Raw genomic sequence first — 15,311 nt, 5'->3', positions numbered from 1 at the left:
CGCGTGATAGCCCCGAAATCGATGCATCGCGCACGGGCGGTTCGACCGCGGCGGTTGACGCTACGGAAAGGGTCATGGTGACCTGCACCCCAACGCAAACGGCCCACCGCCCCGGACAGGGGGCGATGGGCCGGTCACTATCGTCGTATCGCGTCCCGCATCGCGGGCCGCGTCGTCGCGCCGTTACTTGGGCGCGAGCACCATCAGCATCTGACGGCCTTCCATGCGTGGATACGCCTCGATCTTGGCGATCTCCGCGACGTCGTCCTGCACGCGCTTCAACAGGTTCATGCCCAGCTGGCCATGGCTCAGCTCGCGGCCACGGAAGCGCAGCGTGATCTTGACCTTGTCGCCCTCGCCGATGAAGTCGTTCACCTTCTTCATCTTCGTGTCGTAATCATGGTCGTCGATGTTCGGACGCATCTTGATCTCCTTGATCTCCTGCGTCTTCTGCGACTTGCGTGCGAGGTTCGCCTTCTTCTGCGCCTCGTACTTGAACTTGCCGACATCGAGGAACTTGGCGACGGGCGGATCGGCGTTGGGCGAGACCTCAACCAGGTCCAGACCATGCTCGGCCGCCTGCTCGATCGCTTCGCGCGTGTACATCACGCCCAGATTCTCGCCCTCGTGATCGATCACGCGGACCTTCTGGCTCTGGATGAATTCGTTGAATCGCGGGCCGTTCATCGCGGGCGTCTGCATGGGCCGGCGCATCGTGGGAGGACGTATGGGGGTTGCTCCTGTTGTTTCTGACGAAGTATTTGGGCCGGCTTATAGCGCAGAAAGCTCTGCGCGGAAAGCCGGCCTCGTCCATCACATATCGGGAGCGCGCGCCTCGATCGCAAGGCGTGCCACCGCCTCGTCGAGCGACAGCATCTCCTGCCCCTGGCTGCCCAGCCGGCGAATCGCGACCGTCGCCTCGTCCGCCTCGCGCTTGCCGACCACGAACAGCACCGGCACCTTGGCCAGGCTGTGCTCGCGCACCTTGTAGTTGATCTTCTCGTTGCGCAGGTCGGTCTCGACGCGAATCCCCGCCTTGCGCAGCGCGGCGACGACACTGTGCGCATAGTCGTCCGCATCCGACACGATCGTCGCGACCACCACCTGCACCGGCGCCAGCCAGAGCGGGAAGCGCCCGGCATGATGCTCGATCAATATGCCGATGAACCGCTCGAACGTGCCCAGAATCGCGCGGTGGAGCATCACCGGCCGGTGCCGCTCGCCATCCGCACCCACGTACGACGCGTCGAGTCGCTCGGGCAGCACGCGGTCCGACTGGATCGTGCCGACCTGCCACGTCCGCCCGATCGCATCGGTCAGGTGGAATTCGAGCTTGGGCGCATAGAACGCCCCCTCGCCCGGCAGCTCTTCGAAATTCGCCTTGATCGTGTCGCTCAGCGTCGACTGCATCACCGCCTCGCGCAGCTCGGCCTCCGCCTTGTCCCACATCGCGTCGTCGCCGAACCGCTTCTCGGGGCGCAGCGCGAGCTTCACCGCATAATCCTCGAAGCCCAGATGCTTGTACACGCTGTCGAGCAGCTCGCAGAACTTGCGCACCTCCTCGACCAGCTGATCCTCGCGGACGAAGATATGCGCGTCGTCCTGCGTGAACTGGCGGACGCGCATGATGCCGTGCAGCGCGCCATGCGGCTCGTTGCGGTGGCAGCAGCCGAACTCGGCCATCCGGATCGGCAGGTCGCGATACGACTTGATCCCCTGCTTGAAGATCAGCACGTGCGCCGGGCAGTTCATCGGCTTGAGCGCCATCAGGTCGCCTTCGCCGGAGAGCACCGCGCCCTCATCCTCGACGTTCGGAATCTCGTCGGGCACGACGAACATGTTCTCGCGATACTTGCCCCAGTGGCCCGACTGTTCCCACTGCTTGGCGTCCATCAGCTGCGGCGTCTTCACCTCGGCATAGTCCGCCGCATCGAGCCGCCGGCGCATATACGCCTCCAGCTGGCGCCACAGCACGAAGCCATTGGGATGCCAGAACACCGACCCCTGCGCCTCGGACTGGAGGTGGAACAGGTCCATCTCCTGCCCGATCTTCCGATGATCGCGCTTGGCGGCTTCCTCCAGCCGGAACAGGTGCTGGTCGAGCTGCTTCTTGTTGAGCCAGCCGGTGCCGTAGATGCGGCTGAGCATCGCGTTCTTCTGGTCACCGCGCCAATAGGCACCGCTCACGCGCGTCAGCTTGAACGCCGCGGGATCGAGCTTGCCGGTCGAGACCATGTGCGGCCCGCGGCACATGTCGAGCCACTCGCCCTGGCGATAGATCGTCAGCTCCTCGCCCTCGGGCAGTTCGGCGGCCCATTCGGCCTTGAACGTCTCGCCCTGCTCGGTCCACCGGTCGATCAGCTGCTGGCGGCTCCAGACCTCGCGCAGGAACGGCTCGTTCCGCGCGATGATCGCGCGCATCTCGGCCTCGATCGCGGGCAGGTCCTCGTCGGTGAACGGGCGATCCTTTGGCGCGAAGTCGTAATAGAAGCCGTCATCGGTCGCCGGCCCGAAGGTGATCTGCGTGCCCGGGAACAGGTGCTGCACGGCCTCCGCCATCACATGCGCCAGGTCATGCCGCACCAGCTCGAGCGCATCCGCCTCGTCGCGCGCGGTGACGAGCGCCAGCTGCGTATCGCCCTCGAACGGCCGGCTCAGGTCCCGCACCTGCCCATCGATCCGCGCCGCCAGCGCCGCCTTGGCAAGCCCCGGCCCGATCGCCGCGGCGACGTCCGCGGGCGTAGTCCCGGGCGCAACCTCGCGGACGGAGCCGTCGGGAAGCGTAATGCGGAACATGGCAGACATGAGGAACTTTCTCGTGATGGAAGAGCGGCGCTTATGCCGTCGCCCAGCCGATATAGGCAACCCGCCACGCACCGACACCCCACGAACCGCCCCCATGTTCCCCGGCGAAGGCCGGGGCCCAGTTGGGAAACGCAGCTGATGAAGGACCGAGCCCAGTTACACCGACCTCACCACCTGGACCCCGGCCTCCGCCGGGGAACCACCCCCGTCATCCTGACGAAAGTCAGGATCCAGAGCCAAGCAGCGCGCACCGCAACCCCAGCACACCGCAATACCCCCGCGCCCCTCCCCAAACTCCACCCCGGCGAAGGCCGGGGCCCAGTTGGGAAACGCAGCTGATGAAGGACCGCGCCCAGTCACGCCGACCTCACCACCTGGACCCCGGCCTCCGCCGGGGTGGAAGCAATCCGCCCCCGTCACCCCACCCCGAACGGCACCACATGGTTCGCCTGCGTGTGCCCCACCTCGGCCCGCCCGAGATACGGCACCCCCATATCCCGCGCCCACCGCACCATCATGTAATCCAGCGTCTCCCCCCAGGCCGGCTCGTTCGCCTGCACCGCGGTCACCGCCCCGAGCCTGAGCCCGGCAATCCCCTTCAGCTGCGTCGCATTGGCCACCTTGAACAGCATCCGGTCGATCGCATACATCGGCTCCGACACCTCCTCGACGATCAGCACGTGATCGGTCAGATCCGGCAGCCACGGCGTCCCGATCAGCGACGTCAGGATCGACAGGTTGAACGCCGCCGAAGGCTGTCCCCCGAGCCCCGGCTCGAGTCCCGAACGATCCCCCCGCGCCATCCACCCGAGCGACCGCGCCACCGTCGCCTCGCCGTCATGCCGGTTGATGTCGCTGACCATCGGCCCGTGCGCCACCCGCCCGATCCGCCGCGCGTACAGCGCCCCCAGCAGGAACCCGACATCCGAATAGCCTAGATACGTCTTGTGCCGCGCCGCGCGCCCCAGCTCGGGCATCACCATCTGCAGGATCCGGTTCGCGCCATAGCCCCCGCGCAGGAACCAGATCGCCTCGAACGCCGGATCATTGGCGTATTCCAGAAACGCCGCCGCCCGCGCGAAATCCGACCCCGCGAAATGCCCGTCGGTCGCGGTGCACTGCGGATGGAACACCAGCTCGACCTCGGGAAACGCGCGTGCCGCATAGGCGGTGACCACGGGGATCGCCGAAGGATTGGTCCGGCTCGACGCGGCGAGAACACCGATGCGCATGGTTCGTCCTGTCTTGCCCCGTTACGCAACCGCCGATAGCGCGAGCACATGGATATCACCAACCCCTCCGACCAGACCGCCGCCGACCAGCCCGCCTATTTCTTCATCGGCATCGGCGGGTCGGGGATGATGCCGCTCGCGATGATCCTCGCGGGCCGCGGCGCGACCGTCGCAGGCTCGGACCGCAATCTCGACCAGGGCCGCGTCCCCGCCAAGTTCGACGACCTCGCTGACAAGGGCGTCGCGCTCTTCCCGCAGGACGGCAGCGGCATCGTCTCGCCGGACCAGCACGTCGTCGCCTCCGCCGCGATCGAGGCCAATGTCCCCGACATGATCGCCGCCGCCGCGCTCGGCTGCCCGCGCGCCACCCGCGCCGAGCTGCTCGCCTCGCTGTTCAACGACAGCCGCCTGCCGATCGGCGTGGCGGGCACCAGCGGCAAGTCGACCGTCACCGGCATGATCGGCTGGATCCTCCACACCACCGGCCGCGACCCGACCGTGATGAACGGCGCGGTGATGAAGAATTTCGCCACCCCCGACGCCCCCTTCGCGAGTGCCTTAGTCGGCGAGGGCGACAGCTTCGTCAGCGAAGTCGACGAAAGCGACGGCTCGATCGCGCATTACGCGCCCAGGATCGCCGTGCTCAACAATGTCAGCCTCGACCACAAGTCGCTCGACGAACTCCGCCAGTTGTTCGGCACCTTCATCGCCAAGGCCGAGACCGCAGTGGTCAACGCCAACGACCCCGACGCCGCCGCGCTCGCATCGCGCCTCCCGCGCGGCCAGGTCACCACCTTCGCGATCGACGCCTCCGCCGACCTCCGCGCCGAAAACCTGAAGCCCGAACCCTTCGCGATAGCCTTCGACCTCGTCTCGCGCGGCGTCCGCACGCGCGTGAAGCTCGCGGTCCCCGGCCGTCACAACGTCTCGAACGCGCTCGCCGCGATCGGCGCGGCGATGGCCGCCGACGTGTCGCTGCCCGACGCGGTCAAGGCGCTCGCGAGCTTCACCGGCCTGCGCCGCCGCTTCGACCTCGTCGGCGAAGCGAACGGCGTCGCGGTGATCGACGATTTCGGCCACAACCCCGACAAGATCGCCGCCACGCTCGACACGCTCCACGCCTTTCCCGGCCGCCTGCTGATCCTGTTCCAGCCGCACGGCTATGGTCCGCTGAAGGTCATGGGCAGCGAACTCGTCGCCACCTTCGTCGAACGCATGGCCCCCGAAGACCTGCTCGTCCTCCCTGACCCTGCCTATTATGGCGGCACCGTCACCCGCGAGGTCACGAGCGCCGACATCGTCGCCCGGATCGCCGCGGAGGGCCGCGACGCCCGCCACATCCCCGACCGCGCCGACGCCGCCGCGCTGCTGGTCGCCGAGGCGCGCCCCGGCGACCGCATCGTCGTGATGGGCGCGCGCGACGACACGCTCAGCCTGCTCGCGGCGACCATGGTCGAATCCCTCGCCGGCTGATAGGATAAGCCCGATCCCCCGTCCGGAGACCCGCCGATGTTCCGCCGCCTCTTCCTCGACCATCCCGCCACCGTCGGCGAAAGCTATGCCGAGCATTTCGGCGTCGCCAGCCGGTTCGGCGTGACGATGATCGCCGGCGGCCTCGGCGCGCTCGTCCACGCGGTCATCCCCGCCTTCTGCAAGACCCGCGGCAGCGACACCGTCCGCGAACTCCACCGCCAGATGGTCGCCAAACGCGGCGCGGTGGCGGCCGACCAGACCCAGATGAAAACGGTAGAATTCATCATCTGACCCCGTCCCCCCGCGAAAGCGGGGGCCCAGGACGAAGGCGGTAAGCGCCGCCCTCCCCCCACCCGTCATCCTGACGAAAGTCAGGACCCAGAGCCCAGCAGCGCTGCGCCCCGTAACCCTGGATCCTGGGTCAAGCCCAGGATGACGGCGGTTGAGTGCAGCCCCCCACCCGTCCTCCCGACGGCGAGGAAGCGACGCCCTCCCCACTCGCCATCCGGACGGCGGGGAAGCGCCGCCCACCCCCACCCGTCATCCTGACGAAAGTCAGGATCCAGAGCCCAGCAGCGCTGCGCCCCGTAATCCTGGATCCTGGGTCAAGCCCAGGATGACGGTGGTGAAGTGCAGCCCTCCCCACCAGACATCCCGACAGCGGTAAAGCGCCGCCCACCTCCCCCCGTCATCCTGACGAAAGTCAGGATCCAGAGCCAAGCAGCACCAAGCCCTGCCACCCTGGACTCCCGCCTACGCGGGAGAACGGACAGGCGCTGGCCTCGCCTTTGCACCCGCTAAAGCTGCACATAAACTCACCAAGGTTCAGCCAATCTTACCTGCACGTAAGCTTTACCGGGGGCTCAGGCCGGCATGAAAAGGGCGTCAGTGCCGAAACTCTGACGCCCTAGATGTTAGGCGGGGAATGGGCCCTTCGCCGGTGGTACGTCAGGATGCCTCTTGCCATGCTTCACATCGCTGATGCGCCCCTGATTGATACCTAAGAGCGCCGCAATCTGCTGCTGCAATAAGTCGCCGCGTTTAAGCAGAAACTTGATGTGAGCCGCCAATTCGCGAGTGAGTGGTGGGGATCCGCGCTTTGCCATTTCTGTTCTCCATCGTTCTTAAAACAACGACCGGCTCTTGCCAAAATGGGAAAACAGTCTAGGTTCCATAGCGCGACGCTGGGGAACCCATCCCCCGTTTTGGAACCAGCGAGCCGACCGCCAAGTCATTGCTGGTTTCATTCGGGTGCCCTTTGTGTGGTAGCTTAGGGCACCCGATTCGTCGCTTAACACATTTGAAACGATTTTCCGAATCTTGTATTCGGGAATGGCTTGTTCTGTTCTATTTTGTTCTCTGGTCTTCACCAGTTCTTCCGCACCAGCCTGACCTAGCCCCGTCCGCCCGCTTTGGCTAAAGCCCCGCGCATGACCGACACCCCCACCCCCGCGCCGGACCGCCCCCGCCTCGCCTATCACCACACGACCGGCACCGGCCCGACGATCGTCTTCCTGTCGGGCTATGGCTCGGACATGACGGGCACCAAGGCGGTCACGCTCGAGGCCTGGGCGAAATCGCAGGGCCGCGCCTATCTCCGCTTCGACTATGGCGGCTGCGGCCGCAGCGAGGGCGCGTTCGAGGATCAGACGCTCGTCGACTGGCGCGACGACGTGATCGCGATGCTCGAGGCCTTGGCGGACGGCCCCGCGGTGCTCGTCGGCTCGTCGCTCGGCGGCTGGCTGATGCTGCTCGTCGCCAAGGCCCGCCCCGATCTGGTCGCAGCGCTCGTCGGCATCGCCCCCGCGCCCGACTTCACTGACTGGGGCTTCACCCCTGAGGAAAAGCTGACGCTGCTCAGCGCGGGCCGGCTCGAACGCGCCAACGACTACGGCCCCGAACCCACCGTCTACACCCGCGGCTTCTGGGCGTCGGGCGAGGCGAACCGGCTGATGTTCGGCTGGATCGAGATCCGCTGCCCGGTCCGCCTGATCCAGGGCCAGCGCGACAAGGCGGTGCCGTGGCTGCGCACCACCCGGCTCGCCGAGCTGCTTCGTTCAGCCGATGTGCAGACACTGCTCGTCAAGGACGGCGATCACCGCCTGTCACGCGATTCCGACATCGCGCTGATCATCCGCGCGGTCGAGGATGTGATCGCCCGCTTATGATCCTGATGCTGCTCGCCCCCGCGCTGCTCCTGTCCCAGGCCGCCAGCCCCGCCACAAAGCCTGCCGCCAAGCCGACCGCGGCACCGGTCGCCAGGCCCGCCGCCGCCGGCCCCGCCGACGATGCCACGCGGCTCCAGCGCTGCATCGCGACGATCGCCACCGATCCGGTCGCCGCGCGTGCCGAGGCGGGCCGCTGGCGGATGGCGGGCGGCGGCGCCGCGGCGCGCGACTGTGGCGGGCTCGCCTTTGCCGCGGAAAAGAACTGGGCCGCCGCCGCCGCCGAATTCGAGAGCGCGGCGCGCGACGCACAGCTCGCGCACGACGATCGCGCCGCGACCTATTGGGCGCAGGGCGGCAATGCCTGGCTCGCCGCGGGCGACGCGACCAAGGCGCGCACCGCGCTCGATTCGGCGCTCACCGCGGGGACGCTGACCGGGCTCCAGCTCGGCGAGGCACGGCTCGATCATGCGCGCGCGCTCGTCGCCGCGGACGATCTCGCCTCCGCGCGCACCGATATCGATCTCGCGCTGACCACCGCGGGCGACGATCCGCTCGCGTGGCTCCTGTCCGCAACGCTCGCGCGGCGGATGGGCAATCTGCCCCGCGCACGCGGCGACATCGCCGAGGCGCTCAAGCGCTCCCCCGACGACGCCTCGGTCCAGCTCGAGGCGGGCAACATCGCCGCGCGCGACGGCGACGAGACCCGCGCCCGCGCCGCCTGGGCCGAAGCCGCGCGCCTCGCCCCCGACACCCCCACCGCCCGCAACGCCATCGCCGCGCTCCGCCAGTTCGACCCGCCCAAACCCTGATCCGCTGGGAGAACCGCGCCCGCCCAAACGTCATTCCCGCGAAGGCGGGAACCCAGACCGGCAACCCTCACGGCCCAGCCACCCCCGCCCGCCCCTCTGGATCCCCGCCGCCGCGGGGATGACGGACGGAGGATAGGGACACGGCGACACCCTCCACGACGAATGCCCCGGCCACCACCACCCGCCCCTCTGGAACCCCGCCGGGGCGCCGCCTATCTACCGGCGATCCAACCCGAAAAGGCCGTCCATGAAATATCTGCACACGATGATCCGGGTCACCGATCCGGCCAAGACGATCGCGTTCTTCGAGCTGCTCGGGCTGAAGGAGGCCCGCCGCCTCGAAAACGAGCAGGGTCGCTTCACGCTGATCTTCCTCTCCGCTCCCGGTGACGAGAGCGCCGAGGTCGAGCTGACGCACAACTGGGATCCGGAAGAGTATGGCGAAGGCCGCAATTTCGGCCATCTCGCCTACCGCGTCGACAATATCTACGAGACCTGCCAGCGGCTCCAGGACGCCGGCGTGACGATCAACCGGCCGCCGCGCGACGGCCACATGGCGTTCGTCCGCACCCCCGACAACATCTCGATCGAGCTGTTGCAGGACGGCCGGCTCGACCCCGCCGAGCCCTGGGCGTCGATGCCCAACACCGGCCACTGGTAAGGGCCACTGGTAAGGATCGTCGGCCCGCCCGCCGCGCGTCACGCGCGGCGGCGGGCCGGCATCGTCCCGGCCGCCATCGCCGCGGCACAGTCGGCGACGTGGACCGTCGCGCCGCAACCCTCGATGATCTCGATCCGCATTGTCAGGTCGACACAGCCCTGGCGGATGTCCTCCGCCAGCATCTCGCGCATCGCGACGATCGCATGCTCGATCGCCGCCGCGCGATGCGCCAGCTCGATCCCCTCGTGATCCTCGATCACCTCGCCGCCCAGGGCGATCTGAAATCTGTATCGCGGCATCAGCGACATCCTGTGCGTTCGACGCGACGGCCGGGGCGACCGGCGCTGCCGCGCCCATCGTTCGCCCCTGTTTCTCGCAAGGCGTCTACGCCCCTGCGCGACGATCGGTTCCGCGTCACCCGCGCAGCGCGCGGCAGCCGACATTTTCTTACAATAACCGACAATTTCCGAAATGCGCGTCTAACCTATGTTTGAGCGAGACTATAACGCCTGTGATAGTGCAGGGCGCCTCGGGGCAAGCTATGCTTAACCCGGCGACTGAGAGTTCGATATGCTCCCGCCCGAGCGGAGCCTGCATGTGGATTACCCCATCGTCGTCACCGATCATCTGATTGCCAAGCTCGCGACCCGGGTCGAGCTGAGTGCGGCGGATCGCGTGGCGATCGCGGCGCTGCCGTGCAAGCTGCGCACGATCGACCAGTCGACCTATATGCTGCGCGAGGGGCAACGCCCGCTGCGCTGCGCGTTCGTGATCGACGGCTTCGCCTATCGCCAGAAGCTCACCCCCGATGGCGAGCGCGAGATCGTCTCGATCCTGATGCCCGGCGACTTCATCGATCTGCAGAACCTGTTCCTCGAGGAATCGGATCACGACGTCCAGGCATTGACCCGGATCACCGTCGCCGAGATCCCGATCCCCGCACTGCGCGAGATCGTCGCGGTTTCGCCGAAGATCGCCACCGCCTTGTGGATCGAGGCGCTGGTCGAGGCGTCGATCCACCGCGAATGGCTGCTCAATGTCGGCCGCCGCAATGCCAAGATGCGGCTCGCGCACCTGCTCTGCGAATTCTCCGCCCGGCTGCGCGCCTCCTCGCTCAGCGACGCGGACGGCAGCTACGAACTGCCGATGACGCAGGAACAGATGGGCGATGCGCTCGGCCTGACCCCGGTCCATGTCAACCGCGTGCTCCGCGCGCTCGAGACCGACGGGCTGATCACGCGGCGCAAGCGGCAGATCGGCGTCGTCGACTGGTGCGCGCTGCGTGATGCCGCCGAATTCAACGAACGCTATCTCCACCTGACCCAGACGCGCAGCTGAGGACGGGGCCTGAGGACGGGGCCAGAGCCGCCCCAACCCGGCCACTCTTGACTTTTCGACCGGTCGCGCGCATCTGACCGCCATCGAGGTGTCATGCAGCGTGATCGGACCTGAACAAGGTCCAGGCTCCGCCTCGGTCGTTTCTAACGGGCTTCCCTTTTCACGCGGGGTGTCAAAACACCACGCCCCTCGCGCGTCCTCCTGTGGATTCGCGAGCCCGGCACATTTGAGAGACTATTCATGTCCTTTTCCAACCTCGGCCTCGCCGAGCCCCTCGTCCGCGCGCTCGAAGCCAAGGGCTATACCGAGCCGACGCCGATCCAGGCCCAGTCGATCCCGATCCTGCTCGAGGGCGGCGATCTGCTCGGCATCGCGCAGACCGGCACCGGCAAGACCGCCGCGTTCGTGCTCCCCTCGATCCAGCGCCTGACCGAGACGCAGAAGCGCGTCCTGCCGACGCATTGCCGCATGCTCGTCCTCGCGCCGACGCGCGAACTCGCCAGCCAGATCGCCGACAGCGCACGCGCCTATGGCCAGTTCAGCAAGATGTCGGTGACCACCGTGTTCGGCGGCACCAGCATCAACAAGAACCGCCAGGACCTCAGCCGCGGCGTCGACATCCTCGTCGCCACGCCGGGCCGCCTGATCGACCTGATCGAGCAGGGCTTCTGCAACCTGTCGATGATCGAGATCCTCGTGCTCGACGAAGCCGACCAGATGATGGACCTCGGCTTCATCCACGCGCTCAAGAAGATCGTCCGCATGCTCCCGAAGAAGCGCCAGACTTTGTTCTTCTCGGCGACGATGCCGACCGCGATCCGCGATCTCGCCTCGCAGTTCCTGCTCGATCCGAAGACCGTCTCGGTCAAGCCCGCCGCGACCACCGCGGAGCGCGTCGACCAGTATGTCACCTTCTGCAACCAGTCGGAAAAGCAGGCACTGCTGACGATCACGCTGGGCGATCCCGCGATCGACCGCGCGCTCGTCTTCACGCGCACCAAGCACGGCGCCGACCGCGTCGTGAAGCTGCTCGCGGGCAACGGCATCGCCTCGAACGCGATCCACGGCAACAAGAGCCAGGGCCAGCGCGAGCGCGCGCTGGGCGAATTCAAGCAGGGCAAGGTCAAGGTCCTGATCGCGACCGACATCGCTGCACGCGGCATCGACGTCTCGGGCGTCAGCCACGTCATCAACTTCGAGCTGCCCAACGTCGCCGAGCAGTATGTCCACCGCATCGGCCGTACCGCGCGTGCGGGCGCCAGCGGCATCGCCGTCGCGTTCTGCGCGGATGACGAGAAGGCCTATCTGCGCGACATCGAGCGGATCACCCGCCAGAAGGTGACGGTCCGCCCGCTGCCCGACGATTTCGTCAACCTGTCGAACCAGATCAAGCAGACGCGCGTCAAGACGATGGGCGCCGATCCCGAGGTCCGGATCGACCGTCCGCGCGATCCCGCACGTCCCCGCGCCACCCACGCGCCCCGCGCGACCGGCACCACCGGCCGCAACTATGCGGGCGCGAGCCGTGGCGGTCAGGGTGGCGGTGGCCAGGGCGGCGGCGGCGGTCGTCCCCAGGGCGGCGGTCGTCCCGGCGGCCAGGGCGGTGGTCGCCCGGCCGGTGGCGGTCGCCCCGGCGGCCAGGGCCGCGGCGCCGGCCCCAGCTCGGCACGCTAAGGCCCCATGTCTTTGCCTCGCGGGTTTGCTATAGGCAGACCTGCGAGGAGAAGACTGATGGACGTCTCTAATACCCCGATCGCCGAACGCATCGCCCGCGTCCTGGCGGGCCAGCGGATCAGCGCCAACGCCGGCGGCGACGCCGCCTCCGCATCGCGCCTGATCGACGACGCCTGGACCGACTATCTCCCCGACGCGCTCGCGGTCCTGCGCACCTTGCGCGAACCCGACCAGACCATGGCCGCCGCCGGCGACCCCGCCATCTGGGAAACCATGGTCCTCGCCGCGCTGAAGGCCGCCCGCCCGCAGACGGTGGTGCTGTAGCGCCCGCCACGCGGCGGCCCACGCCTCCCCCAAGCTGACGACCGTGGTGCGCGCGCCACCTCACCCCCCGCGTCATCCTGACGAAAGTCAGGGCCCAGAGCCAAAAGCGCCACCGCCCGTAACTCTGGATCCTGGGTCAAGCCCAGTTTGACGGAAGAGACCGGGCGCCTGCCCTCACCCGTTAGCCCCGACCGAAGACGAAGGGCCTGCGCCCCCACCCGTTCGCCCTGAGCAAAGTCGAAGGGCCTGCGCCCCCTCCCGTTCGCCCTGAGCGAAGTCGAAGGGCCTGCGCCCCCACCCGTTCGCCCTGAGCGAAGTCGAAGGGCCTGCGCCCATTGCTTCGACTACGCTCAGCACGAACGGATCGCGGGGGGCGCCTCGCCCCAAGAAAACCCCCGGACTAAAGCACGAACCGGCTGAGATCCGTATTCCGCGCAATTTCCTTCAGCTGGCTGTCCACATACGCCCCATCGATCACCACGCTCGACCCGCCGCGATCCTCGGCATTATAGCTGACGTCCTCGAGCAGCTTCTCCATCACCGTCTGCAACCGCCGCGCGCCGATATTCTCGACCTCGGCATTCACTTCGGCGGCGATCCGCGCGACCGCAGCGATGCCGTCCTCGGTGAAGCGGATCTCGACGCCTTCCGTGGCGATCAGCGCCTTGTACTGCAGCGGCAGCGACGCCTTGGTGTCCGACAGGATCGCGACGAAATCCCCCTCGGTCAGGCCCTTCAGCTCGACCCGGATCGGCAGACGCCCCTGCAATTCGGGCAGCAGATCACTCGGCTTGGCGACATGGAACGCCCCGCTCGCGATGAACAGGATATGGTCCGTCTTCATCGGTCCGTATTTGGTCGCGACCGTCGTCCCCTCGATCAGCGGCAACAGGTCGCGCTGCACGCCCTCGCGGCTCACCGATCCGCCGCGCCCGTCCGACACCGCGATCTTGTCGATCTCGTCGAGGAACACGATCCCGTTCGCTTCGGCATCCGCCAGCGCGACGCGGCTCACCTCGTCCTGGTCGAGCCTTTTGTCCGCCTCTTCCTCGACCAGCTTGTCCCACGCCGCGGTCACCGTCAGCTTGCGGCGCTTCAACTGCTGCCCGCCGCCCAGCGACTTCATCATCTCGCCGATGTTGATCATCTGCGGCGCGCCGCCGGGGATCTCGAACGGCGTCGTCGGCGTCTGCTCGACCTCGATCTCGACCTCGGCGGCGTTCAGATGCCCGTCGAGGAACCGCTGCTTGAAGCTCTCGCGCGTCGCGGTGCTCGAATCCTTGCCGACCAGCGCGTCGAGCAGCCGGCCCATCGCCGCCTCCTCCGCCTTGTCCTTCACCGCGATCCGCCGGCGCTCCTTCTCCAGCCGGATCGCCTCCTCGACCAGGTCGCGCGCGATCTGCTCAACGTCGCGGCCGACATAGCCGACCTCGGTGAACTTGGTCGCCTCGACCTTGACGAACGGCGCATCGGCGAGCTTGGCCAGCCGCCGGCTGATCTCGGTCTTGCCGCAGCCGGTCGGCCCGATCATCAGGATGTTCTTCGGCGTCACCTCGTCGCGCAGATCCTCGCTGAGCTGCTGGCGCCGCCACCGGTTGCGCATCGCCACCGCGACCGCGCGCTTGGCGGCGGCCTGGCCGATGATATGCGCATCAAGCGCGGCGACGATTGCCTTGGGGGTAAGCTGGTCGTTCATGATCACTCTTCTTCGCCCCTCCCCTTCAGGGGAGGGGTTGGGGGTGGGGACTATCCGCGGGCGGAGCGCTTGATGAAGCCCCCCACCCCAACCCCTCCCCTGAAGGAGAGGGGCTTCCGGGTCTTCAGCTGGTCGAGTCCATCGACTCCACGGTCAGCCGGTCATTGGTGTACACGCACAGCTCGGACGCGATTCCCATCGCCTTGCGGCACAGCACCTCGGCATCGCTCTCATATTCGACCAGCGCGCGCGCCGCGGCGAGCGCATAGTTGCCGCCCGACCCGATCGCCGCGACGCCGTTCTCGGGCTCGAGCACATCGCCATTGCCGGTCAGGATCAGCGTCACGTCCTTGTCCGCGACGATCATCATCGCCTCGAGGTTGCGCAGAAACTTGTCGGTCCGCCAGTCCTTGGCAAGCTCGACCGCGGCACGGAGCAACTGCCCCTGATGCTGCTCCAGCTTGCGTTCGAGCCGTTCGAACAGCGTGAAGGCATCCGCGGTCGCGCCGGCGAACCCGCCGATCACCGACCCGTCGCCGAGCCGTCGCACCTTGCGCGCATTGGGTTTCATGACCGTCTGGCCCATCGAGACCTGGCCGTCGCCGATCACGACGACCTTGCCGCCGCGCCGGACCGAAAGGATGGTGGTGCCGTGCCAGACCGGCATGGCGTGGGGATCATTTGCACTCATGACCGCGATGTAGGGTGCGCTTTCGACCACGCAACGGTCCGCTGCACCGACCCCCTGCACCACCCCCTCACCCTCCCGCTCGTCTTCCCTGTCGGCTTCCCGGTTACCTTCCCCCTTTACGTCATCCTGACGAAAGTCAGGATCCAGAGCCCCGAACGCCACGCGCGCCGCTCCGATACCAGCCCCGTTCACCGCCGCTTCCCCCACTCACGCGCCGCGGTATACCCCAGATACCCCGTCCCGAAGAGCGCATAGAGCGGCTCGGGGATCGCCCCCAGATACGCCCCCACGCCCGCAGCGATCGCCTGCGCCGCCGCCGGCCGCACCGCCGCGAGCAGCCCCACCGGGATCGCCCCCAGCAGCAACGCGTACATCACATACAGGAACCCCGGCCGCGCCCGCGTCACCCACGGATCGGCGGACAGCTCCGCCCCCTCCTC

General features: G+C 67.6%; 14 protein-coding genes and 1 pseudogene. 8 read left to right on the top strand and 7 right to left on the bottom strand.

Annotated features, from left to right (window positions below; all coding sequences use genetic code 11):
• Positions 1-183 precede the first annotated feature (183 nt).
• The 3 genes from infC to IFT71_RS04710 all read right to left on the bottom strand — a co-directional run bounded on the left by infC (position 184) and on the right by IFT71_RS04710 (position 4,037).
• On the bottom strand, positions 184-714 hold the full coding sequence (infC, locus tag IFT71_RS04720; RefSeq protein WP_031396176.1) for a translation initiation factor IF-3: 531 nt from the start codon (positions 712-714) through the stop codon (positions 184-186).
• A 99-nt stretch (positions 715-813) separates the two neighbouring features.
• Positions 814-2,805: a threonine--tRNA ligase gene (gene thrS / locus IFT71_RS04715; RefSeq protein WP_159512338.1), complete on the bottom strand. Its 1,992-nt coding sequence runs from the start codon at positions 2,803-2,805 to the stop codon at positions 814-816.
• Between the two features lie 416 nt (positions 2,806-3,221).
• A complete protein-coding gene (locus tag IFT71_RS04710; protein ID WP_192139401.1) occupies positions 3,222-4,037 on the bottom strand; it encodes an LD-carboxypeptidase in 816 nt (271 codons plus the stop codon).
• A 48-nt stretch (positions 4,038-4,085) separates the two neighbouring features.
• Between IFT71_RS04710 and IFT71_RS04705 the strand changes: the two genes are divergently transcribed.
• The 5 genes from IFT71_RS04705 to IFT71_RS04685 all read left to right on the top strand — a co-directional run bounded on the left by IFT71_RS04705 (position 4,086) and on the right by IFT71_RS04685 (position 9,148).
• Positions 4,086-5,510, top strand: coding sequence for a UDP-N-acetylmuramate--L-alanine ligase (locus IFT71_RS04705; RefSeq protein ID WP_192139399.1), 1,425 nt, complete (start codon positions 4,086-4,088; stop codon positions 5,508-5,510).
• A gap of 36 nt (positions 5,511-5,546) precedes the next feature.
• Positions 5,547-5,801 carry a DUF6356 family protein gene (locus tag IFT71_RS04700; RefSeq protein ID WP_159513413.1) on the top strand — a complete coding sequence of 85 codons (255 nt, stop codon included), beginning with the start codon at positions 5,547-5,549 and terminating at the stop codon, positions 5,799-5,801.
• Positions 5,802-6,940: 1,139 nt separating this feature from the next.
• Positions 6,941-7,678 carry an alpha/beta fold hydrolase gene (locus IFT71_RS04695; RefSeq protein ID WP_192139397.1) on the top strand — a complete coding sequence of 246 codons (738 nt, stop codon included), beginning with the start codon at positions 6,941-6,943 and terminating at the stop codon, positions 7,676-7,678.
• A complete protein-coding gene (locus tag IFT71_RS04690) occupies positions 7,675-8,487 on the top strand; it encodes a hypothetical protein (protein ID WP_342212596.1) in 813 nt (270 codons plus the stop codon). Before IFT71_RS04695 ends, IFT71_RS04690 begins: the two co-directional genes overlap by 4 nt.
• Before the next feature lie 247 nt (positions 8,488-8,734).
• Positions 8,735-9,148 (top strand): VOC family protein, encoded by a 414-nt coding sequence (locus tag IFT71_RS04685; RefSeq protein WP_037531709.1) that lies wholly within the window; start codon positions 8,735-8,737, stop codon positions 9,146-9,148.
• Between the two features lie 38 nt (positions 9,149-9,186).
• Here IFT71_RS04685 and IFT71_RS04680 read toward each other — a convergent pair whose 3' ends face one another.
• A complete protein-coding gene (locus IFT71_RS04680; RefSeq protein WP_031440141.1) occupies positions 9,187-9,447 on the bottom strand; it encodes a DUF6894 family protein in 261 nt (86 codons plus the stop codon).
• 298 nt (positions 9,448-9,745) lie between these two features.
• Between IFT71_RS04680 and IFT71_RS04675 the strand changes: the two genes are divergently transcribed.
• The 3 genes from IFT71_RS04675 (at position 9,746) to IFT71_RS04665 (ending at position 12,484) form a co-directional block, all read left to right on the top strand.
• A complete protein-coding gene (locus IFT71_RS04675) occupies positions 9,746-10,486 on the top strand; it encodes a Crp/Fnr family transcriptional regulator (protein ID WP_235188324.1) in 741 nt (246 codons plus the stop codon).
• A 240-nt stretch (positions 10,487-10,726) separates the two neighbouring features.
• Positions 10,727-12,160, top strand: a complete 1,434-nt coding sequence (locus tag IFT71_RS04670; RefSeq protein WP_056679374.1) for a DEAD/DEAH box helicase — start codon at positions 10,727-10,729, stop codon at positions 12,158-12,160.
• 57 nt (positions 12,161-12,217) lie between these two features.
• Positions 12,218-12,484 carry a hypothetical protein gene (locus tag IFT71_RS04665; RefSeq protein ID WP_037530941.1) on the top strand — a complete coding sequence of 89 codons (267 nt, stop codon included), beginning with the start codon at positions 12,218-12,220 and terminating at the stop codon, positions 12,482-12,484.
• 400 nt (positions 12,485-12,884) lie between these two features.
• On the opposite strand, the gene hslU is transcribed toward IFT71_RS04665, so the two are convergent.
• The 3 genes and pseudogenes from hslU to IFT71_RS04650 all read right to left on the bottom strand — a co-directional run.
• Complete coding sequence (hslU, locus tag IFT71_RS04660) at positions 12,885-14,180, bottom strand: ATP-dependent protease ATPase subunit HslU (RefSeq protein ID WP_031393589.1); 1,296 nt, start codon at positions 14,178-14,180, stop codon at positions 12,885-12,887.
• A gap of 124 nt (positions 14,181-14,304) precedes the next feature.
• Positions 14,305-14,847, bottom strand: a complete 543-nt coding sequence (gene hslV / locus IFT71_RS04655) for an ATP-dependent protease subunit HslV (RefSeq protein WP_081874259.1) — start codon at positions 14,845-14,847, stop codon at positions 14,305-14,307.
• A gap of 212 nt (positions 14,848-15,059) precedes the next feature.
• A pseudogene (locus IFT71_RS04650) lies at positions 15,060-15,293 on the bottom strand (3TM-type holin); the annotation flags it as partial.
• Positions 15,294-15,311 lie beyond the last annotated feature (18 nt).

The sequence above is a fragment of the Sphingomonas sp. CFBP 13733 genome (genome assembly GCF_014841795.1).
GTDB lineage: Bacteria > Pseudomonadota > Alphaproteobacteria > Sphingomonadales > Sphingomonadaceae > Sphingomonas > Sphingomonas aerolata.
Note: the sequence above shows the minus strand (reverse complement) of the source record. Positions and strands in the feature narration are given on the sequence as shown.

Coding starts and splice junctions, on each gene's coding strand:
- infC (WP_031396176.1), bottom strand. CDS start 714: ATGCGCCGGCCCATGCAGACGCCCGCGATGAACGGCCCGCGATTCAAC.
- thrS (WP_159512338.1), bottom strand. CDS start 2,805: ATGTCTGCCATGTTCCGCATTACGCTTCCCGACGGCTCCGTCCGCGAG.
- IFT71_RS04710 (WP_192139401.1), bottom strand. CDS start 4,037: ATGCGCATCGGTGTTCTCGCCGCGTCGAGCCGGACCAATCCTTCGGCG.
- IFT71_RS04705 (WP_192139399.1), top strand. CDS start 4,086: ATGGATATCACCAACCCCTCCGACCAGACCGCCGCCGACCAGCCCGCC.
- IFT71_RS04700 (WP_159513413.1), top strand. CDS start 5,547: ATGTTCCGCCGCCTCTTCCTCGACCATCCCGCCACCGTCGGCGAAAGC.
- IFT71_RS04695 (WP_192139397.1), top strand. CDS start 6,941: ATGACCGACACCCCCACCCCCGCGCCGGACCGCCCCCGCCTCGCCTAT.
- IFT71_RS04690 (WP_342212596.1), top strand. CDS start 7,675: ATGATCCTGATGCTGCTCGCCCCCGCGCTGCTCCTGTCCCAGGCCGCC.
- IFT71_RS04685 (WP_037531709.1), top strand. CDS start 8,735: ATGAAATATCTGCACACGATGATCCGGGTCACCGATCCGGCCAAGACG.
- IFT71_RS04680 (WP_031440141.1), bottom strand. CDS start 9,447: ATGCCGCGATACAGATTTCAGATCGCCCTGGGCGGCGAGGTGATCGAG.
- IFT71_RS04670 (WP_056679374.1), top strand. CDS start 10,727: ATGTCCTTTTCCAACCTCGGCCTCGCCGAGCCCCTCGTCCGCGCGCTC.
- IFT71_RS04665 (WP_037530941.1), top strand. CDS start 12,218: ATGGACGTCTCTAATACCCCGATCGCCGAACGCATCGCCCGCGTCCTG.
- hslU (WP_031393589.1), bottom strand. CDS start 14,180: ATGAACGACCAGCTTACCCCCAAGGCAATCGTCGCCGCGCTTGATGCG.
- hslV (WP_081874259.1), bottom strand. CDS start 14,847: ATGCCGGTCTGGCACGGCACCACCATCCTTTCGGTCCGGCGCGGCGGC.